The organism is Marinobacter panjinensis (assembly GCF_005298175.1).
In the GTDB taxonomy this organism is placed as follows: Bacteria; Pseudomonadota; Gammaproteobacteria; order Pseudomonadales; family Oleiphilaceae; genus Marinobacter; species Marinobacter panjinensis.
Genome location: NZ_SZYH01000002.1, coordinates 413,141 through 434,324 on the forward strand (window position 1 = coordinate 413,141; position 21,184 = coordinate 434,324).

A 21,184-nucleotide genomic window follows, 5' to 3' on the forward strand; every position below is an offset into this window, starting at 1 on the left:
CCGTGCGCCAAAAAGGTGCGACACGTACTGACTTTGGCCAATTTTGGGGAGAGCGAGTTTGTCACAAGAGGAAATGATCATGATGAACAAAGAACTGATGACCGCAAAAATCCTGGAAGCCAAAGTGGACAAAGGCATGACCTGGGAAGCCCTTGCCGAGTCCATCGGCATGTCGCCGGTGTTCACGACCTCCGTGTGTTTCGGTATGAACAGCTTTTCCGAAGACAAGGCCTTTGCCCTGTGTGAGACCCTCGGTCTCGACAAGGACGTAGCGCAGGCCCTGCAGGATTTCCCGAAGAAATCCTGGGATGGCGGCGTCCCCCAGGACCCGCTGATCTATCGTCTTTACGAGGTGGTCGGCGTATACGGCGACACCATGAAAGCGCTGATCCATGAAAAGTTCGGCGACGGCATCATGAGCGCCATAGACTTCACCATGGACATCGAAAAGGAAGAAAATCCCAAGGGCGACCGCGTCGTGGTAACCATGAACGGGAAGTTCCTGCCCTATAAGGCCTGGTGATCTTCGTTGGCTTGGGAGTTGCCTGCCTTCTGTAGCCTGCCGGTTGTGGGGCGGGCTTGCGGGGTGGCATCTGTATTTTTTTGGAAAAAGAACTCGCTTCGCTCAGACATCTTTTTCTGGCAAAAAATCCAGATACCACCCCGCGCCGAGCTGACCACGGCAGGATCGCGAGGAAAAGCCAAACGTTGTCGTGAAAGTCGTCCCAAATTGTCCGGCATTCGATGGCCCTGAAGGCCTACTCGACCCGGGTATCCCTGTGCTGCACGTCGATAGGGGGGTGGGGGTATTTTTTCTGGCAAGGAAAAAGATGTCTGAGCGCAGCGAGTTCTTTTTCCAGAAGAAAAAATACCCCCACCCCCCGTATCCGCCCGCAAACCCAACAGGCTACGAACAAGAGGGCAATTCCCAACGCATCAGGCAGTCTGAACCCGAACTCCAGAATCCTGACCAAGGGCGACCTCTGCCACAGTATGCAGCTTCTCCAGTTGGGACTGGAGCATGGTGATGGGGCGGGTGCCTTCCAGGGTCAGGGCGATATCCAGGTGTTCTCCGGCGGACTCCACCGCCATGGTGGCGATGCGGAAACCGCGGATGCGGACTACCTGGCACAGGCGCTCCAGGGCGGCGGCTTCCCGGGACATACGACAGTTGAGGGTGTAGCTCGGCATTGAGATGTCCGCTTGCGGGGTCATGCTGTTTGCTCCTTGTGGGCAGGGCTGGGGCGTCGGGTTTCGTCGATCATTTCGCGGTTGCTGGCGCCGGGTTTGACGATGGGCCAGACGTTTTCGCCACGGCTGATGGCTACGTGCAGCAGCATCGGGCCGTTGTAGGCCAGGATGGTTTCAATACCGCGACGGATCTGGTCGGTGCGTTCGATGTGCAGCGCCGGGATGTCGAAGGCGCGGGCCATAGCGACGAAATCCGGATTGTCGTCCAGGTTTATCTGGCTTTCCCGGTTGTTGTAGAACAGCTCCTGCTGTTGGCGCACCATGCCCAGGCATTGATTGTCCATCACGATCAGTTTCACCGGCAGGTTGTAGCGGCGGATGGTGGCCAGTTCCTGGGCGTTCATCATGAACGAGCCGTCACCGGTGACGTTGATCACCGTGCTGTTGCGGTCGGCAAACTGGGCGCCGATGGCGGCAGGCAGGCCGAAGCCCATGGTGCCCAGGCCGCCGCTGGTGAGGTGGTGGCGAGGATGATCGAATTCGTAGTGCTGGGCGACCCACATCTGGTGCTGGCCGACGTCACAGGCAATGATGGTGTCGTCCGAGGCAATAAGTGAGAGCTGGCGGATAAACGCCGGGCCGGTGATGGGGGCCAGGGGTTCTTCGTTGTCGGCCGCCTGAAAGCCGCCTGTGGTGTGCCAGGTGCGGCATTGTTTCTGCCATTCGGCAATAGACAGCGGCCTGTCCGCCATCGCCCCGCTCAGCGCCTCCAGAATGTCATTCAGCTCCCCGCGGATGGCCAGATCGGCCGGGCGCAGTTTGTTGATTTCGGCGGCGTCGGCATCGATCTGGATCGTCTTCGCCTTGGGGGCGAAGCCCTCCAGTTTGCCGGTGGCGCGGTCGTCCAGGCGGGCGCCGATGACCAGTAACAGATCGCACTCGTCCACCGCTCTGTTAGCGGCGCGGGAGCCGTGCATGCCCAGCATGCCCAGGTTCCAGGGGTTGTGCTTGCCGGGGTTGCCGATGCCCTTGAGGGTGACAACTGCGGGCAGGGCCGACTTCTCGGCGAACCTGCGGAAGCTTGTTTCGGCATGGGCCAGGCTGATGCCGCCGCCGCTGTAGAGCAGGGGCTTGCGGGCCGCTCGCAGCATCGCCAGGGCTTCGGTCAGATCCGGACAGCCAGTCTGCTGGCGCTCGTGCCGGGCGAAGGAGGCATCCGCAACGTCAGCGAGCAGCAGATCCTTGGGTATGTCTATCCACACGGGCCCCGGCCGGCCGCTTTGGGCCAGCTCCATGGCTTCTTCCATGATGGCCGGCAGGGTGTCGGCGTCGTCAACCAGGTAGCTGTGTTTGACGATGCCCAGGGTCATGCCCAATACGTCGGTTTCCTGGAAGGCATCGGTGCCGATCAGGCCGGAGGGCACCTGGCCGGTGATGACCAGCATGGGGATGGAATCCCTGTGGGCATTGGCAACGCCGGTGATCAGGTTGGTGGCGCCGGGGCCGGAGGTGGCAATGCACACTCCCAGTTTGCCGCTGGCGCGGGCATAACCGTCTGCAGCAAGTGCGCAGGCCTGCTCGTGGCGGCACAGCACGTGTTCCACGCCCACGTCATCCACCAGCGCGTCGTATAGCGGCATGATGCAGCCGCCCGGATACCCGAAAACCGTGCTGATGCTGTGGCGGTGGAACGCTTCAAGAATGTGCTGTGCGCCGTTCATGGTTGTTTTTCCCTTTTCCTTGCTGCAAAAAAAAGCCCCCGGGACCTTTCGGTGCCGGGGGCTTCTCGTGTCTTGTCAGGTTGTCGCTATCTCACCCGCTTGTCCACGCAAAAGCCCCCGGACGGTACCACGACCACCAGGACTAGCTTCACAAGGACAACCACTGCGTTGAGATTCATAAAATCAGTATTTACTCTGAATTTGTAAAAAATTTATGTGTAGAATTTACCCCACGAAAATAGCCGGGTGCAACCGTTTTCTATCGAAATCACCTGTTTCAACCTGTGAGCAATCAATGACGAAAGCAAAACTGGGATCCATCGGCCTGTCTTTTCTGGTACTGGCGCTACTGGTTGTCTGGATGGCAACGGGGAACGTCCGCGAGGCTCGCGATGAAGCGCCGGATGCGCAACCTGAGCAGGATAAAGGTGTACCGTCGGTACAGGTGGACATGCTGCGGGACCGGCCTTACCAGCCAGGGCTGATGGTGCAGGGACAACTGGCGCCGTGGCGAACGGTGATTATTGGTGCGCGGGTGGCCGGTACTGTGGATGAGCTTATGGTGGAGCAGGGCGCCCGGGTTGAGGAAGGGGATGTGCTGTTACGCCTGTCCGAGGATGGTCGTGGTGCAGCCGTCGTGCAGTGGCAGTCCCGCATCCGCAAGCTTGAGGCAGACCTCTCGGCCGCCCAGCAACTCCGTGCCCGTGATCTCACTTCCGAATCGGAAGTGCTGACACTGCAAAGTGAACTCTCGGCCGCAAAAGCTGAACTGGCCCGGGCGCGCCTTGTGATGGAAAACCTGACGCCCCGAGCGCCCTTCGACGGCACCGTCAATCGTCGCGACGTGGATCTGGGCGACCTGGTCCAGGTGGGCACGCCCTTGCTGGAACTGGTGCGGATCGACCGGTTGAAAGCCGCCGGCCAGATTCCACAGCAGTCCGTAGGCAGCGTGGAAGAAGGCCAGAAAGTGACGATCCGCACCCTGGACGGCGATACACTGGAAGGTCGTGTGAGCTTTGTGGCCAGTGCGGCAGACCGGGAAACCCGCAGCTTTGCTGTGGAAGTGACGGTGGAAAACCCGGAACGCAAGCGGGTTGCCGGTGGCAGCGCAACGCTGCGGATTGCATTGCCGGAGGTCAGGGCCATGTTTATTTCACCCGCCTACCTGAGTCTGGGCGACGATGGCCGACCTGGTGTCCGCTACGTGGGCGAGAACAATGAAGTGGTGTTTACCACCGTCAAACTGCTGAACGTTACAACGGATGGCGCCTGGGTAACCGGATTGCCGGAAGAGATCCGGTTGATCACCCGTGGTGCCGGGTTCGTGTCCATCGGGCAGCAGGTGCGCCCGGTGAACCGTGATTCGGACCGGGGCTGACCGGTATGCGAACCCTGATATTTGCGGCACTCGATCGCAGCCGTACAACACTTCTTACCCTGTTGTTCCTGATCCTGGGCGGCATTGCAGCCTTTCAGGCGATACCCAAGGAGGCGAATCCGGACGTCACCATTCCCATGATCTACGTGTCCATGACACTGGAAGGCATCAGCCCGGAAGACGCTGAACGGCTGCTTATCCGGCCCATGGAGCAGGAGGTGCGATCCCTTGAAGGGATCAAGGAAATGCGCGGCACCGCCTCGGAAGGCCACGCGTCGGTGATGCTGGAGTTTGATGCCGGCTTTGACCCGGATATGGCGCTTCAGGACGTGCGGGAGAAAGTGGACACCGCCCGTAGCAAGCTGCCCCAGGAAGCGGACGAGCCCAGAGTGAACGAGATCAATGTTGCACTCTTTCCGGTGATGTCTGTTGGTCTGTCCGGCCCGTTGTCCGAACGCGAACTGGTCACCATTGCCCGACGGTTACAGGACGCCATTGAAGGTATTCCGGAAGTACTGGAAGTCGATATCGGCGGTGACCGCGAGGATCTGCTGGAAATCGTCGTTGACCCCCAGGTGCTGGAAAGCTACGGCATCGACTTTGACCGGCTGGCATCACTGGTCACCCGCAACAACCAGCTGGTGGCCGCCGGCAGTCTGGATACCGGCGCCGGCCGCATGACCATGAAAGTGCCCGGTGTGATTGAATCGGTGGAGGACGTGATGTCCATGCCCATCAAGGTGGATGGCGACACCGTAGTCACCTTCGGCGACGTTGCCATGCTGCAGCGAACCTTCAAGGACCCCACCGGGTTTGCAAGGATCAATGGTGAGCCGGCGCTGGTGCTGGAAATTTCCAAACGCACCGGCGCCAACATTATCGAAACCGTTGGCCAGGTCAAAGCGTTGATCGAGGCGGCGGGGTCGGAATTACCGGAAGAGCTCGAAGTCCGTTACATCATGGATCAGTCCGGTGAAGTGCGGGACATCCTCAGTGACCTGCTCAACAACGTACTCACCGCCATTGTACTGGTGATTATCCTGATCATCGCCGCCATGGGCCCCCGCTCGGCCCTGTTAGTGGGCCTGACCATCCCCGGTGCCTTCCTCACCGGAATTCTGGTGATCTGGGGCATGGGTCTGACTCTCAATATTGTGGTTCTGTTCAGCCTGATTCTGGTGGCAGGCATGCTGGTGGACGGAGCAATCGTGGTGTCGGAACTGGCGGACAGAAATCTCTCAGAGGGGCAGAGTGTACGATCTGCATGGGGCGAGGCTGCCAGCCGCATGGCCTGGCCCATCATCGCCTCCACCGCGACCACGCTGGCCGTCTTTATCCCATTGCTGTTCTGGCCCGGTGTGGTGGGTGAATTCATGAAATTCCTGCCTATGACCGTCATCATCTGCCTGACCGCGTCCCTGGCAATGGCACTGGTGTTTCTGCCGGTTCTCGGCAGTATCAGCGGTGGCAGGCGCAAGCGCCAGGCACCGCCGGGCGGGCGAATGACGGGGTTGTACCGGAAGTTGCTTGGGCGCCTGTTGGCCGTGCCGGGGTTCACACTGTTGGGTGTGCTGGCGGTGGTTGTGGTGATCTACGTGGCGTACGGCAAATACAATTATGGCGTGGAATTTTTCCCCAGCGTTGAGCCTGACTCGGCCCAGGTGCAGGTGCGCGCGAGAGGCGATTTGTCGGTGGAAGAGCGGGATTCGATTGTGCGGGAGGTCGAGCAGAGGCTGCAGGGCATGCCGGAAGTGAAGGCACTGTATGCCCGCTCAATGGTCAGCCCCGGTAACCAGATGGCACCGGATGTTATCGGTGTGCTCCAGTTCCAGTTTACCGACTGGTTCGAGCGCCGATCCGCCACCAGGATTCTGGAGGATTTCCGCGAACGCACGGCAGACATTCCCGGCATAGAGCTGGAGTTTCGCAAACAGGAAGGCGGACCGGCAGGCGGCAAGCCTATCGAGCTGATGGTCAGCAGTCTCGACAGTCAGAAACTGGATCGGTACGTCGGTCTTATCCAGCAGCGTATGGGCGCCATTGACGGCTTTGTGGATATCGAGGACGACCGCAGCCTGCCGGGTATTGAGTGGCGCCTGAATGTGGACAGGGCATCGGCGGCCCGCTTTGGTTCCGACGTGCTGAGCGTGGGCAGCGCGGTGCGCCTGATCACCAACGGGCTGGTGCTGGCCACGTACCGCCCGGAGGATGTCCGTGATGAGGTGGATATCGCGGTGCGGGTGCCCAACAACTGGCGGGAGTTGGATCAGTTTCAGCGCCAGACCATTCATACCAATCGTGGGCAGGTACCGCTCTCCGAATTTGTCGAACTGGCGCCGGGGGACAAGACCGGAAGCATTGTGCGGGTGGATGGCCAGCGCACGGTGACGATCAAGTCCGACGTGAAGCCCGGGCGCAGGCCCGATGAGCTGTTGAAATCCCTGCAGGAGGAAATGCCTGAAACACCCGAAGGAGTGTCCGTCCGTTTCGCTGGTGAAAACGAAGATCAGCAGCAGGCGTCCAACTTTCTGGCCTCGGCCTTTATGGTGGCGATCGCCCTGATGCTGCTCATTCTGGTGACACAGTTCAATTCCCTGTACCAGACCCTGCTGATCCTGTCGGCCATTGTGCTTTCCACAGCAGGAGTGCTGCTCGGCCTGCTGCTTAATGGTCAGTCCTTCGGCATAGTGATGGTAGGAATGGGCATCATTGCCCTGGCAGGCATTGTGGTGAACAACAACATCATTCTGATCGACACCTACAACCTGATGCGGAAAAGCGGCAACGAAGCGTTTGAGGCGGCGCTGGAAACCGGGTGCCTGCGTCTTCGTCCGGTGCTGCTGACCGCCATTACCACCATTCTGGGGTTGATGCCGATGGTGCTGGGGGTGAATGTCGACCTGATAACACCGTCCCTGGGCCTTGGTGCACCCTCAACCCAGTGGTGGACTCAGCTGTCCAGCGCTATCGCCGGCGGGCTGGCGTTTGCGACCATACTGACCCTGTTACTGACACCTGCGCTGCTGGTTCTGGGGGACAAATCCGGACGAAAACTGAAGCAGGTATCCTATTTGTTGGCGAAAAAACGTTCGACCAGCTGATCGAAGGGTAGCGGTCTGCTGTATAGATAACCCTGAAGGTAGTCGCAACCCTGCTCACACAGCCACTCTTTGTGAGCTTCGGTTTCCACACCTTCGGCCACCACGGACAGCCCCAGGCCTTTCGCAAGTCCTAGAATGGACAGGATAATGGCGCAGTCATCCTCGTCATCGGGGATGTTGCTGATGAACGAGCGATCGATCTTGATGCGGGAAAACGGCAGGCCCTTGAGCCGTGACAGGGACGAATAACCGGTGCCGAAGTCGTCGATGGACAGTTGCGCACCGGCGGCAACCAGTTCTTCGAGAATGCGGGAAATGGTGCTGATATCACCCTGGAGGGCGTCCTCGGTGACTTCGAAATGCAGTGACTTGACGGGAACATCGTGTTCGGCACAGATCGTCCTTATCTGGCGGGGAAGCTCCGCAACCAGAACCTGCTCCGGAGCCAGGTTCACCGACACTTCCGGCAGCATGACCTGATGGTTCCTGGCCCATTGCCAGTGCTCACACACGCGGCGCAGCACGCACTCCCCAAGGGCATACATCAGGCCACCGCCCCTGGCGATGTCAAGAAACTCGATGGGGGATAGCCATCCCCGTTCAGGGTGCTGCCAACGCACCAGAGCTTCGACTGACTCCACTCTGGACCCGGCGGCGTTGGTTATCGGCTGATAGAACACATCGAGTTTCTGTTCGTTGATGGCAACGCGCAGGTCATTCTCCAGCTCAAAGCGGGAACGGGCGCTTACCTGGATACTGGAATCAAAGAAGCAGGACTGGCCCCGCCCTTGTTGCTTGGCGTTATACATGGCCGCTTCGGCCCCGCGAAGCAGACCTTCTGTGGTATTGCAGTCACCGGGCAGATGGCAGATGCCGAGACTGGCACCCACCGATATGATATGTCCGTTCAGACGGATTGGTTTACTGACTTCGTGCCGGATCTTTGAGGCGGTCTGCTCCAGGGTGTCCGGCTGGGTGCGATTGCGAATAATAAGGGCGTATTCATCGCCGCCAATCCGGGCGAGAAGGTCCTTGCCGGGAACGTTGACCTGCTTCAGTCGCTGCCCGATTTCTTCAATGACGCTGTCACCTACTTGTGAACCGAGCCCGTCATTGATGGACTTCAGCCTGTCCACATCCACCCATATCAACGCCAGGCTGCCGAGCCCCCGCCGTTCAAATTTATCCACCAGATAGCTGATGCGATCCCGCAGGGATTTGATGTTCAGAAGCCCTGTCAGAGAGTCATAGCGGGTGGCATATTCCAGAGCCTGTTTCGAATCGAGCCAGGCTTCATGGGTATTCATCAGGCTGATGGTATCGGCGATGGCAATGACGAAGGATATTTCCGGCAGGGTCCATTGGCGATACGTGGTCGATTCAAGGCATACCACGCCACTGAGCCGGGCACCGTCGAATACCGGTGCGTCCAGCATGGAACGTATCCCCTTGGGTGCCAGGTAGTCAGGGGTAAAATCACGGGTTCGCGGATCTTCCTGGGCGTGAGGGACGGACAGTACCCGCTCGCTTTCCAGCGCGGCGAAATAGGCCGGATTTCCTGACTGGTAGAGACTGATCGACTTTGCGGATGAACCATCCGGTGTGTGCAGCCATTCCGATTCAAGGTGCTCCCGCTGTTCCGGAAACTGCCAGACACTGACTCGTTCAACGTCGAGCATTTTTGCGCAAAGGGCGGTCAGTGCAGCGAGTTTATGTCTGCGTTCCCTGTTGATGAACGCCGGGCTGTGGCTCAGTTCCATCAGCGCCTTGTGAAAGTTCACAAAGGTATCCGTATCCTTCATAGGCTCTGGCTTTCAGTTGTGAGTGGTGGGTGCATTGTCCGGGTCTTCCGGACTCTATATTGGCATCGGCCAAAGGGCCTGTCCAACCGCAATCGGGCAGTGTCATTTGTGAACTTTTGTTGTCTGATTGCGTCATTTTATTGTGTTTACGAAGAAGTTCCCGTTTCTGATTCATAATGAAGTGACTCGATTGAAATCAGGTTTTATTCACGCCGGGGCCGCTCTTGAACAAAGCGATCATGCAGCTACTACTGATTCTGGTGACTGCGTTGCCTGTGCTGGCTTCAGCACAGTCGGCGGCCTGGGACAATCACGCCCGGCGTATGGAGCTATCACAGTTTGTGGATTATTGGGCGGAACCTGCCGGACCAGCCACCCTGGAGTCGGTGCGGAACCTTCCTGAAACCCGGTGGCAGCACAACGGCAAGGACAGCGTCAGCCTTGGATACGGTGATGATGTGTACTGGTTCCGGGTTAATATCGGCAATCAGGGTGAAGCCTCCGCCCCCCTGTTCCTGGAAATCGGTTACCCGGTTCTGGACCACATCGAGATCTACCTGGTTAATAATGGTGAAGTGACTGAGCGTCATGTGCTGGGTGATAAAAAGCCGTTTCACGATCGCCTTATTGATCACCGAAATTTTCTTGTTCCGCTTACGCTCCTGGCCGGCGAGGACCTTTCCGTTTACCTTCGCGTGGATACCAGCAGCTCAATGCAGGTGCCTCTCACGCTCTGGGATCAGGATGCCTATTACGTGGCTGAGCAATCCCGCAGCATGTTCGAAGGTATCTATTACGGCATCGTGCTGGTGATGATTCTCTATAACCTGTTTGTCTATATTGCCGTCGGTGAGCGAAGTTTCCTTTACTACGTGGGCTATATTTCAGCGATGCCGATGTTCCTGGCGAGCCTGCATGGCGTCAGCTTCCAGTACCTGTGGCCAGAGGCAACCCGCTGGAATGATCAGGCGATCATCGTCTTTCTCAACCTTGTGATCCTCTTCGGCGGCGCCTTCAGCATTCGTTTTCTCAGTGTGTCCCGCAGTAATCATCCGCTAATGAACCGGTTGACCTTGGGATTGATGATTGTTGCGGGCCTAATGGTAGTTCTCGGCGTCCTTGTTCCCTATCGGCTCATGGTTCTGCCAACTATTCTGGTGGCCTTTCTGGGTTGTACGGGCATGCTGATACTGAGCATTGTGCGCTGGCTGAAGAAAGACCCTGCCGCTCGGTATTACGCGCTGGCCTGGGTGTTCATGCTGTTTGGCGGGATTGTTCTCGCCCTCAGCAAATTCACCATGTTGCCCCGCAATCTGTTGACGGAAAATGCGACCCAGGTAGGGTCCGCGATTGGCGTTATTCTGCTGTCGGTCGCCCTGGCGGATCGACTCAACAAGGAGAAAAAACGCGCCTTTGAAGCACAGCAGCGGTTACTGCAGGAAGAGCGTAAAGCGAGAATGGCCCAGGACAGATCCCTTCGAATCCAGCAGGAGGCCAATGCCCTGTTGGAGCATCGGGTACAGGAACGAACCCGGGATCTGGAGTCCCTGAATGGCCAGTTGCGGGAACTCAGCTCTACCGATGCCCTGACCGGCCTCAAGAACCGGGGACATTTTGACCGGGCGTTTACCTCGGCTGTGGTGAAGGCGTACCGGTTTGGCCAGCCACTTTCACTGTTGCTGCTGGATATTGACCATTTCAAGAAGTTCAACGACACCTATGGCCACCTGGTAGGGGACGATTGCCTGCAGATGGTCGCCAACTGCATCCGCCAGTATGTCACTCGCCCGCAGGATCTGGCGGCCAGATACGGCGGCGAGGAATTTGTGGTGCTGTTGCCGGATACGCCGGAAGAGGGAGCCCTGCGGGTTGCTGAAAAAATTCGCCAGAAGATTGAGGAATCCGGATTCCGGATATCAGACGAAGTACTCCACCTGACGGTGAGCATTGGGGTATGCGCTGTCTGCCCCCATGAGGCCGATGCCACCAAGGCCATCTTCTGCTGGGCAGATGAGGCGCTCTATCAGGCCAAGGGACAAGGGCGGAACCAGGTCGTCGTCAGAGAGCCTCCGCCTGTTCAGGATGCGGAGGCTGTCATCCTCTGAAGGTTGTCGGCAATGTCGGGCCACTCCATTGCCTCCTCCAGGGCAAAAGCCAGTTCCAGCAGTGTCCGTTCCCCACCATGCCGCCCCATCAGCTGAATGGAAACGGGCAGGTTATGCTGGTCAAGAGTGGCCGGTAGCGACATCGCGGGGGCGCCACTGGCATTGGCCAATGGCGTAAAGCTGACATAGCGGGTCAGGCGGTCAAACAGGGTGTCAAAGTCCACTGTCGGGCTCAGGTAGCCGATTTCCGGTGTTGTATGGCCAAGCACCGGGGTGAGCACAGCATCGTAACCTGCCATGGCACGGGCGTAGTCATGATACGACCTGTGCAGGCGCCAGAGGGTGGCCGGCAGTTTGTAGAACTGTCTTCTGAAAGCCTTGTCCAGCCCCAGCGTCAGATCATCCAGCCGTGATTTATCAAAGCTTTTATGAATCAGCCGCTTGCCATTGGAGCGCACGCCAAAGGCCAGCATTCCCCAGTAGAGCGCAAAGTCTTCAGGAAAGGATGAGGCAACCGGAACGTCCATCGGCTCTATCCTGTGCCCGAGCTTTTCCAGGGCCCGTGCTGTGGCCTCGACCGCCTCGCGGGTAGTTGCGTCCGTCGGGTGGCCATTGATGGAGTCCATAACAAGGCCAATTCTGAGTGATCGGGTTGATGGTCCTCCCACGTTACCGATAGCTGGCAGTTTCGGGTTGCGGAAATAATGCTCCGCACCGGCATAGAAGTTTGCCGTGTCCCGGACGCTGCGGGTAACCACTCCGTCGCTGACAATATTGATGGGCAGCGATTTCGCGGCGTCGTTGTCGATCAGACGGCCCCGGCTGGGCTTCAGGCCCACCAGTCCACAGCAGGCGGCGGGTATGCGGATGGAACCACCGCCATCGTTTGCGTGGGCGATGGGGACAACGCCGGCGGCTACCAGGGCAGCGGAGCCACCCGAGGAGGCTCCGGTGGAGTAGTTCAGGTTCCAGGGGTTGCGGGTGGGCGTATCGTGGGCCGGTTCCGTGGTGGCGTTGAACCCGAACTCGGGCAGGGTGCTTTTGCCAATACAGACCAGCCCCTGCGCCAGCAATTGGCGGGCGAAAGGACTGGTTCTGTCCGCCGGTAGTGGGCGAATGGCAGCGGTGCCGTGGGTCGTGGGATACCGTTTCACATCGGTGTTGTCTTTGATCACCGTGGGGACACCGGTAAAAATGCCGGGACCTGCCTGCGCCGGAGGGACCTCCTTTACGGTGATACCGCCGGCCGGGTCCGGAATGGGCGTCACCAGGCCATGGATACAGGGCTCTGCCTGCCGCGCCCGGGCGAGGGTTGCCTGGAGCACCTCGTCTGCTGAGATCTCACCACTACGAATCAGGCTCGCCAGGGCTGTAGCGTCGTGTTTCCCGAGTAGATCGTCACTGAATGTATGCATCGATTGCGGACGTTGTTGTGCGGTCAAGGCAGATACTCCATGTCAATTCCGGGACTGCCTATACCTTAAAGGAGGTTTAAACGTGATGATATGTCATATCAGGAAATTGCATCGCCTGTCACAAAAAGTAAGAATCCGGTTTTCACCCGCCGTTGCAGGCTATAAGCTTGTTGTCAGGCACCGTCACCGCAAACAGTGAATTTAATGGTATTTCTCGATAGTTTCCACACAGTTGCCGAGCCACTGGTCCGTTATTTTCTCGGTATTTTCTTTCTGATGATCGGTCTTCAGTTCACCAGCCGCAGCCTGGGCCTTTACGCAAGGATGGGGTATTCGTTCATCAACTATGGCGCGCGAGCGTCTGCCGGCTGGTGGCACCGGAACATTTTCAATGTGTTCCGTGGCTTGATTCTGGCAGTGGTGGTGGCGCGTATTTTCGTGGATATCGACCCCTGGCTGGGGGTATTCGACTCGCTGTATTACGGACCGGTGCTGGTAACGGGGATGGTGTTCCTGATGATTTCTTTCAGCCTGGTCAACTATCTTCAGGCTTTCATGCATGACCAGTGGCGTTCGGGTGTGGACCCGAAACAGGATCGTCAATTGCTTACCGATGGGCCTTTCAGCCGCAGCCGCAACCCTGTGTTCATTACCGTGATGCTGGGCCAGTTGGGCTTTTTCCTGGCGTTACCTTCGGTGTTCTCCCTGGTGTGCCTGATTGCAGGCGTTACGGTACTGGTCCGGCAGGCGAGGGTGGAGGAGAGGGCGCTCTCGGAACTCTTCGGAGACACCTACGAGGCCTATCGCAGACGAGTGCCCCGCTGGTTCTGAACCACCCTTTTCTGCGCTCCGACTACTTACGTGCTTCCTTGATGACATCGTAGGCATGGCTGATCTCCCGGGTGCGCTCTTCCGCCATTTCCCGCATGCTCTCGGGCATGCCTCGGCCGGCCAGCTTGTCCGGATGGTTTTCACTCATCAGCTTGCGATAGGCCTTCTTGATTTCCGCATCACTGGCTGAGGGGGGCACCCCCAGCGCCTTGTAGGCATCGTCAATCTGGCTGGCGGATGAGGCCTGGCCCGTACCACCGGTCTGGCCGGCATGGGCTCCCCGCAACATGGCTTCCAGTTGGTCTACCTGGGCTTCGGGCAGCCCCAGGCCGCGTGCGATACGCACCAGCATTTCATGCTCGGCCGGATGTACCACGCCATCAGCGGCAACGGCAGATACCTGTACCTGCAGGAACATCTGTAGCAGCGAAGGCTGGCGGCCACTGACTCTCAGAAAATGCTGCAGTTCTGCGTCCAGATCAAAGTCATCCGCCTTGCCCCGGTTGAAGGCAGCTTTGGCGCGTTCCCGATGTTCGCCGGAGAGCCGGAAACGGTCGAACATGGCTTCTGCTACCCGGATTTCGTCGCGGGTAACCACGCCATCGGCCTTGCACAGGGCACCCATCACTGCAAACACCGACTCCAGAAAGTCCGTCTGCACATTGCGCAGTTTCTGAAACAGGCGGCTCTTGATATAACGTGTGAGGAGCGCACCCGCTACCGCACCAATCAGCATTCCGGGAAAGCGGCCAAACAGGTAGCCGATCAAACCGCCAATAAACAGGCCGAACATGACAGTGTCCTTTTCAAGTGTTTAAAACTGCGCAAAGTATACGGGGGTGAAAACGTCATGACCATGGACCTTTTCGAACACTCACCACCGGAACCCTGGGCCGAATCGCTCTGTGAGGGGGCGGTTGTCCTGCGTCGATTTGCCAGCGTCTCTGGCGCCGAACTGCTGGCGGGTATTGAGCGGGTGACAGCGCAGGCGCCGTTCCGGCAGATGCGGACGCCGGGCGGTCACATCATGTCTGTCGCCATGACCTGTTGCGGTGACTGGGGTTGGGTAACCGATGCGCGAGGGTATCGTTATCAACACCAGGACCCGGTTTCCGGGGACCCATGGCCAGCAATGCCGGAGGTGTTTCGTACCCTGGCGGTCGAAGCCGCCACGAAGGCAGGGTATGACGACTTTGAGCCCGACTCCTGCCTGATTAACCGTTATTCACCGGGCGCCAGAATGGGGCTTCACCAGGACAAGAACGAGGATGATTTTGGTCAGCCCATTGTCTCGGTGTCTCTGGGTGCACCGGCGATCTTTCAGTTCGGCGGCCTGCGACGCGGGGACCGGCCACAGCGCGTGCCTTTGGAGCACGGAGACGTCGTGGTCTGGGGCGGTCCGGCGCGGCTGCGGTATCACGGCGTATTAACCCTCAAAGTCGCTGACCACCCGTTAACGGGTGCCTGCCGTTACAACCTGACCTTCAGGCGCGCCCGGTAACGGGCCTTACTGCAGCCAGGCGACAGCGAGCCCCGCGACCAGAGACAGGATCATCGGGCCGGCAACCAGTGTTCCCAGCTCACGCCGGCCGATGGCACCGGCAATGCCCGATTTGACCAGGTTGTTGGTGGCCGCCGCAATCACAATGCCGATGACGGCCGTTTGCAGGGCGAGAGAGTCCTGGGACATTCGCGTCAGGGACAGGGTGATGGCGTCAACATCCGCAACGCCGGACGTAGCCGCCAGCACATAGATGCCCAGATCTCCCAGCCACTTCTGGAGAAATTCCCCAAGCAGCAGAATCGCCACCAGTAACAAGCCGAAGACCAGGGCGGACTTCAGGTCCAGAGGATTCTGGGTGAGTTCCGGGCGGCTTACCTCCAGGCGACCCTGATGCCGCTTCCAGATAATGAGCGCCGGCACATAAAGCAACAGGGTCATTACCACCACGGGCCACACCAGCCTTGGTAACAGTGCCGGGTTAATCAGGGCGCAATAGATCAGTATGCGGGGGAACATGGTGCCACAGGCAATCAGGATGCCGCTGGCAAATTGCGGGCTGACCTCCGGCGAGAAGTTGGACTGCCTCGCGTAGTGCAGGGTGAGTGCGGTTGAGGAGCTCAGCCCCGCAAACAGGCTGGTAAACAGGATGCCCTTGCCTGTGCCGGCCAACCGGATAGCAAAATATCCGACGAAGGAAACCGAGGCAATCAGCACCACCATCCACCAGATTTCCCGGGGATTGAGCACGCCGCCAGGGCCCAGGTCCTCGTTGGGCAGCAGGGGCAGCATAACCACTGAAATCACCAGCAGTTTCAGGGCCGCATCCAGTTCGTGCTCCTGCAGTTTGTCCACCAGCCCGTGGATTTCCTTTTTGTTGTCCAGAATCAGCGCAGTGACCACGGCAGCACCGGTGGCGATGGCAGGGTCCACAGCCACGGCTATGGCGCCGAAACAGAAGGTGAGCACCATGCCGATGGTGCCGGTGATGCTGAAGTTGCGGATATGGCTAAGGCGTTCTTTGAAGGCCACCAGGGCGATGGCCACCACGCTGATCAGTAGCACCGGAAATGCCCACTCAGAGACCTCTTGCGCCAGCAGCGCGGCCACGCCACCCAGCAGGCCGATCAGGGCAAAGGTACGGATGCCGGCGATGCGCTCGCCGGACGCCTGGGCCCTGGCGTCCCAACCACGCTCCAGACCGATGATGGCCCCCAGTAACAGGGCGATGGCCAGGTTCAGGGTGGTCTGGTTGTTGATGATAAACTGGTTGGTTACCTCATCCATGGAGTATTCCGTTGCCGGGTTTAATGGCCCCCTCAAGGGTTGTTGTCAGCCGTTGCAGCAGGGTTCCGCTGTGCCGCCAGAAATGCCAGTAGAGCGGAACCGACAGCTCATGGCCCGGCGCCAGGTTGATAAGGCTGCCATCCTCCAGCCATTTGCGGGCCTGGATACCGGGAATCATACCGTAGCCCATGCCGGCCCTGGCAAGCTGAACAAAGCCTTCAGAGGAAGGGCAGAGGTGATAGGGGAAACGGCCATGATAGCCGCAACCGGCCATGAACCGGTGCTGAAGCTGGTCATTGGGGCCGAACACAATGGCCGGTGAGGTGGCAAACGCAGCCGGTGTAATTCCGTCAGGGAAAAACCGGTGAACGTATTGCGGTGTCGCCAGCGGCATATAGATCATTTCCCCCAGTGCCACGCACCGTCCTCCGGCAACAGGCTGGCTGCTGCTGCACAGGCAGGCGGCAACGTCGCCATCACGCATGCGTTTCAGGCCCACATCCTGATCCTCAATCACCAGGTCCAGCAGCACACCTTCGCGGCTGCAGAAGTCGCCGACTACGGAAGCCCACCAGGTGGCGAGGCTGTCGGCGTTGACGGCAATCCGCAGGCGTGTGGTGTCCTCGGCCAGGGCGGGAATGGTTTTGCGGAGGTCCCTTTCCAGCAGCTGGACCTGCTGGAAGTGGTTGAGCAGCTTGTTGCCCGCCGGCGTTGCCCGGAGCTCCGGATGCCTGACCAGTACCGGCTGGCCCAGTCGCACCTCCAGCGACTTGATGCGTTGCGATACGGCGGATTGGGTAAGCCCGAGTATTTCGCCGGCACGTTCGAACCCACCGTTTTCGATAACAGCAGCCAGTGCCTGAAGCAGCTTGTAATCCAGCATAAGAATAATTCATGGGATATAAGGTTTATGATTTTTAAGTATAGCGTCGTCCCGGTAGGCTTCCAGCAAATCAGGAGGGAAGAATGCTGACCAGTTATCTGACAGGGCTGATCGTATGCGGTGGGATCATCATTGCCATCGGGGCGCAGAATGCCTATATCCTGGGCCAGGCGATCCGGCGGGAACACCACTGGTATTGCGCGGGCATCTGCATGACGGCCGATATACTGCTGTTCACCGCCGGAATGTTCGGGGTGAACGCGGCACTGATGGCAGTACCGGAGGCGCTGGATGTTCTGCGCTGGCTCGGGGTGGTGTTCCTGGGGTGGCTGGCGCTGGTGGCATTCTACAAAGTGGCAATGGGGCGGAAGGGCCTGGGTGCGGATGCGTCAGCGGCTACCAGTCTTCGGGTGGTGGTATTGACCACCCTGGCGGTCACGCTACTGAACCCGCAGGTCTATCTGGATACCCTGTTGCTGATTCCCGCCATTGGTGCCCAGCAGGAGAGCCCGGCCGTGTTTGTGGCCGGGGCCAGCAGCGCTTCGGTGCTGTGGTTCGGTTTGCTGGCGTTTGGCGGCGCGGCGTTGTCGCCCTGGCTGGCCAGCCCCATGGCCTGGCGGTTCATTGATGGGGCCATCGGTTCGATGATGGCGGTGATTGCTTTCCACCTTGCCAGTAACGGGTTGTCTGGCCCTGCCATGTAAAAGACCTGCGTCGGTTACTTTCCCGGCGCCGTTCTGGTAAGCTTCGCCGCCTTAATTTCACAGCCTACGAACTTACTCTGATGAACGTCTTCGCGACCTTCCCGACGATCACTCCACCATAGCGCTCTGCGTGCCCTCCAGGTTAATTCCTTGAGCCAATAGCCTGTATTCGCTTCCGGCGAGTACCAAGGACGTTATTGCCTCTGAGTTTTCGTCTCAAGTCGTTCGGTTCCCAATGCCCAAAACAGTGATTTCTGGTTTTACCCACAATTTTCTTGGCAACGCCCCTGTCTGGTACAAGCAGGTTATTCTCCTGTTTCTGATCGTCAATCCCCTGATCGTCTGGTTGCTTGGCCCGGCGACGGCTGGCTGGTTCCTGGTGGGGGAGTTCATCTTTACCCTGGCCATGGCGTTGAAATGCTACCCGCTGCTCCCGGGTGGCCTGTTGGCAGTAGAAGCATTGCTGATCGGGCTGGCGACGCCGGAGGCGGTCTACCACGAAGTACTGATCAACCTGCCGGTCATTTTGCTGCTGATGTTCATGGTCGCCGGTATCTACTTCATGAAGGAGCTGCTGCTGGTGACCTTCACCCAGATCCTGGTAGGGGTGCGATCAAAGTCGGCGCTTTCTCTGCTGTTCTGTGCCGCCGCCGCTCTGCTGTCAGCCTTTCTGGATGCATTAACCGTTACCGCCGTTATCATCAGCGTGGCGGTGGGCTTCTACTCGGTCTACCACAAAGTAGCTTCCGGCAAGGGGTATCAACACAGCGGTCATAATGCCAACAGTGACGAGCACGTAGTAGAACTGCACCGTGAAGACCTGGAGGAATTCCGCGCCTTTCTTCGCAGCCTGCTGATGCACGGTGCCATCGGCACTGCACTCGGTGGTGTTGCAACCATGGTGGGGGAGCCCCAGAACCTGCTGATCGCAAAGGTGGTGGGCTGGAACTTTGCCGAGTTTTTCCAGCGAATGGCGCCCATCAGCCTGCCGGTTCTGGGTGCGGGCCTGTTCACCTGCTGGTGCCTGGAGAAGTTGCGCTGGTTTGGCTACGGAGCTCGCCTGCCAAAACCCGTTCGCCAGGTGCTGGAAGACTTTGCGGACAACGAGCGCGAAAAGCGCACCAAGGCGGATCAGGCGGCCTTGTGGGTGCAGGCTATAGCGGCAGTGGTATTGGTCATCGGACTGGCGTTTCATATCGCTGAGGTGGGGCTGATCGGGCTGTTGGTTATCATCCTTATTACCTCATTCACCGGGGTGACTGATGAGCACCAGATTGGCAAGGCGTTCCAGGAATCCCTGCCTTTCACCTCGTTGCTGGTGGTTTTCTTCGCCGTGGTGGCGGTGATTCATGAGCAGCATCTGTTCAAGCCGGTGATCGATTTCGTGCTGGCCCAGCCGGAAGTGCACCAGCCGGCGTTGTTCTTCGTGGCAAACGGGCTGCTGTCGATGATCAGCGACAATGTCTTTGTCGCCACCGTTTACATCAGCGAAATCAAACAGGCACTGGATGCCGGCGTTATATCCCGGGAGCACTTCCAGGATCTCGCTGTTGCCATCAATACCGGCACCAACCTTCCCAGCGTTGCAACGCCCAACGGCCAGGCGGCATTCCTGTTCCTGCTGACATCCGCCATTGCGCCACTGGTTCGGCTGTCCTACGGCCGTATGGTGATTATGGCCTTCCCTTACACCGTCGTCCTCGGATCCGTTGGTCTGCTGGCGGTCATCAACTTTCTGTAGATTCTTTCCCTTGAATCAATTGACTGGACCTCAACTATGATTAACAAGCTCAAGGCGAACTGGCTCTCCAACATACGGGGCGATTTGCTCGCTGGTATTGTGGTGGCGCTGGCGCTGATTCCTGAAGCCATCGCCTTTTCCATTATTGCCGGCGTAGACCCGAAAGTGGGCCTTTACGCCTCTTTCTGTATTGCTGTTGTGATTGCCTTTGTGGGCGGTCGTCCCGGTATGATCTCTGCCGCCACCGGGGCCATGGCGCTACTGATGGTGACCCTGGTCAAGGAGCATGGTCTGGAATACCTGCTGGCGGCCACTCTGCTGACAGGCCTGTTGCAGATAGGCGCCGGCTATCTGAAGCTCGGTGGCCTGATGCGGTTTGTATCCCGATCGGTAGTGACCGGGTTTGTGAACGCCCTGGCGATCCTGATTTTCATGGCTCAGTTACCCGAACTGACCAATGTAACGTGGCATGTTTACGCCATGACCGCCGCAGGGCTGGGCATTATCTATCTGTTCCCGCTGATTCCGGTTGTCGGCCGCATCCTGCCGTCTCCGCTGATCTGCATCGTGGTACTGACGGCCATTGCGATGATCTACAACATCGACATCCGCACTGTTGGTGATATGGGGCAATTGCCGGATACGTTACCAATTTTCCTGTGGCCGGACGTGCCCCTGAACCTGGAAACACTAATGATTATCCTGCCCTATTCCGTGGGCCTCGCCATTGTTGGCTTACTGGAGTCGATGATGACAGCCACGATCGTCGATGATCTGACTGACACCACCAGTGACAGAAACCGGGAATGCAAGGGGCAGGGGATTGCCAACATCGGTTCCGGCCTGCTGGGTGGTATGGCGGGATGCGCGATGATTGGCCAGTCCATCATCAACATCAAGTCAGGAGGCCGGACCCGGCTGTCAACGCTGACGGCAGGTGTTTTCCTGTTGGTGCTCGTGCTGGTTCTGGATCAGTGGTTGGTGCAGATTCCCATGGCCGCGCTAGTGGCCGTGATGATCATGGTGTCTATTGGTACCTTCAGTTGGGCGTCTATCAAAAATCTCAAGGAGCATCCGTTGTCCACCAACATTGTGATGGTTGTGACCGTTGTTGTGGTTGTCGCAACCCACAACCTGGCGTTTGGTGTTCTGGCCGGTGTTCTGCTGGCAGCGCTGTTCTTCGCCAATAAGGTAGGCCATTACATGCTGGTGACCTCGGAGTTTGATGACGCAACCGACACCCGTACCTACAACGTGGTCGGGCAGGTGTTCTTCAGCTCTTCGGAAAAATTCACGGAATCCTTTGATTTCAAGGAAGCAGTGGATAATGTGGTCATTGATCTGACCCGGGCCCATTTCTGGGATATCACTGCGGTAGGTGCTCTGGACAAAGCAGTCATCAAGTTTCGCCGAGAGGGTGCCGAGGTCGAAATAATCGGATTGAACGAAGCCAGTGCCACCATCGTTGACCGTTTCGGCGTGCACGATAAACCTGACGCCGTTGACTCGCTGATGGGGCACTGA

General features: G+C 58.5%; 15 protein-coding genes and 1 pseudogene. 9 read left to right on the forward strand and 7 right to left on the reverse strand.

Translation table 11 applies throughout. The features are described from left to right. The first annotated feature begins 79 nt into the window (after positions 1-79). Complete coding sequence (cynS, locus tag FDP08_RS18265) at positions 80-523, forward strand: cyanase (protein WP_137437716.1); 444 nt, start codon at positions 80-82, stop codon at positions 521-523. Between the two features lie 413 nt (positions 524-936). Here the strand turns inward: cynS and FDP08_RS18270 are convergent, their stop codons facing one another. Both FDP08_RS18270 and ilvG read right to left on the reverse strand, forming a co-directional pair. After that, on the reverse strand, positions 937-1,215 hold the full coding sequence (locus FDP08_RS18270) for an ACT domain-containing protein (RefSeq protein ID WP_137437717.1): 279 nt from the start codon (positions 1,213-1,215) through the stop codon (positions 937-939). Further along, the gene (gene ilvG / locus FDP08_RS18275) at positions 1,212-2,912 is read right to left on the reverse strand and encodes an acetolactate synthase 2 catalytic subunit (protein WP_137437718.1); all 1,701 of its coding nucleotides are present in this window, start codon (positions 2,910-2,912) and stop codon (positions 1,212-1,214) included. Before ilvG ends, FDP08_RS18270 begins: the two co-directional genes overlap by 4 nt. Positions 2,913-3,207: 295 nt before the next feature. Between ilvG and FDP08_RS18280 the strand changes: the two genes are divergently transcribed. Together FDP08_RS18280 and FDP08_RS18285 are read left to right on the forward strand one after the other, a co-directional pair. After that, a complete protein-coding gene (locus FDP08_RS18280) occupies positions 3,208-4,290 on the forward strand; it encodes an efflux RND transporter periplasmic adaptor subunit (protein ID WP_137437719.1) in 1,083 nt (360 codons plus the stop codon). A 5-nt stretch (positions 4,291-4,295) separates the two neighbouring features. Beyond that, a pseudogene (locus FDP08_RS18285) lies at positions 4,296-7,274 on the forward strand (efflux RND transporter permease subunit); the annotation flags it as partial. 83 nt (positions 7,275-7,357) lie between these two features. Here FDP08_RS18285 and FDP08_RS18290 read toward each other — a convergent pair. After that, positions 7,358-9,193, reverse strand: a complete 1,836-nt coding sequence (locus FDP08_RS18290; protein ID WP_137437721.1) for a putative bifunctional diguanylate cyclase/phosphodiesterase — start codon at positions 9,191-9,193, stop codon at positions 7,358-7,360. Positions 9,194-9,417: 224 nt separating this feature from the next. Between FDP08_RS18290 and FDP08_RS18295 the strand changes: the two genes are divergently transcribed. After that, entirely contained in the window at positions 9,418-11,298 is a 1,881-nt protein-coding gene (locus tag FDP08_RS18295; RefSeq protein ID WP_228263384.1) for a sensor domain-containing diguanylate cyclase, read from the forward strand. Here the strand turns inward: FDP08_RS18295 and FDP08_RS18300 are convergent. Then, positions 11,271-12,740, reverse strand: a complete 1,470-nt coding sequence (locus tag FDP08_RS18300; protein WP_345789452.1) for an amidase — start codon at positions 12,738-12,740, stop codon at positions 11,271-11,273. The two genes, FDP08_RS18295 and FDP08_RS18300, sit on opposite strands and share 28 nt — an antisense overlap. A gap of 177 nt (positions 12,741-12,917) precedes the next feature. Here FDP08_RS18300 and FDP08_RS18305 point away from each other — a divergent pair, with 177 nt between their 5' ends. Beyond that, on the forward strand, positions 12,918-13,544 hold the full coding sequence (locus tag FDP08_RS18305) for a methyltransferase family protein (RefSeq protein ID WP_137437722.1): 627 nt from the start codon (positions 12,918-12,920) through the stop codon (positions 13,542-13,544). 22 nt (positions 13,545-13,566) lie between these two features. On the opposite strand, the gene djlA is transcribed toward FDP08_RS18305, so the two are convergent. Further along, positions 13,567-14,337 carry a co-chaperone DjlA gene (djlA, locus tag FDP08_RS18310; RefSeq protein ID WP_137437723.1) on the reverse strand — a complete coding sequence of 257 codons (771 nt, stop codon included), beginning with the start codon at positions 14,335-14,337 and terminating at the stop codon, positions 13,567-13,569. 57 nt (positions 14,338-14,394) lie between these two features. Here djlA and alkB point away from each other — a divergent pair, with 57 nt between their 5' ends. Further along, positions 14,395-15,045, forward strand: a complete 651-nt coding sequence (gene alkB / locus FDP08_RS18315; protein WP_137437724.1) for a DNA oxidative demethylase AlkB — start codon at positions 14,395-14,397, stop codon at positions 15,043-15,045. 6 nt (positions 15,046-15,051) lie between these two features. Here the strand turns inward: alkB and FDP08_RS18320 are convergent, their stop codons facing one another. Both FDP08_RS18320 and FDP08_RS18325 read right to left on the reverse strand, forming a co-directional pair. Then, positions 15,052-16,332: an MgtC/SapB family protein gene (locus tag FDP08_RS18320; protein WP_137437725.1), complete on the reverse strand. Its 1,281-nt coding sequence runs from the start codon at positions 16,330-16,332 to the stop codon at positions 15,052-15,054. Continuing rightward, complete coding sequence (locus tag FDP08_RS18325) at positions 16,325-17,215, reverse strand: LysR family transcriptional regulator ArgP (protein ID WP_137437726.1); 891 nt, start codon at positions 17,213-17,215, stop codon at positions 16,325-16,327. Before FDP08_RS18325 ends, FDP08_RS18320 begins: the two co-directional genes overlap by 8 nt. 83 nt (positions 17,216-17,298) lie before the next feature. On the opposite strand from FDP08_RS18325, the gene FDP08_RS18330 reads away from it, so the two are divergent. From FDP08_RS18330 to FDP08_RS18340, 3 genes are all read left to right on the forward strand, one after another. After that, positions 17,299-17,919 (forward strand): LysE/ArgO family amino acid transporter, encoded by a 621-nt coding sequence (locus tag FDP08_RS18330; protein ID WP_137437727.1) that lies wholly within the window; start codon positions 17,299-17,301, stop codon positions 17,917-17,919. A 235-nt stretch (positions 17,920-18,154) separates the two neighbouring features. Beyond that, the gene (gene nhaB, locus FDP08_RS18335) at positions 18,155-19,660 is read left to right on the forward strand and encodes a sodium/proton antiporter NhaB (RefSeq protein ID WP_137437728.1); all 1,506 of its coding nucleotides are present in this window, start codon (positions 18,155-18,157) and stop codon (positions 19,658-19,660) included. A 36-nt stretch (positions 19,661-19,696) separates the two neighbouring features. Beyond that, positions 19,697-21,184, forward strand: a complete 1,488-nt coding sequence (locus tag FDP08_RS18340; RefSeq protein WP_137437729.1) for a SulP family inorganic anion transporter — start codon at positions 19,697-19,699, stop codon at positions 21,182-21,184.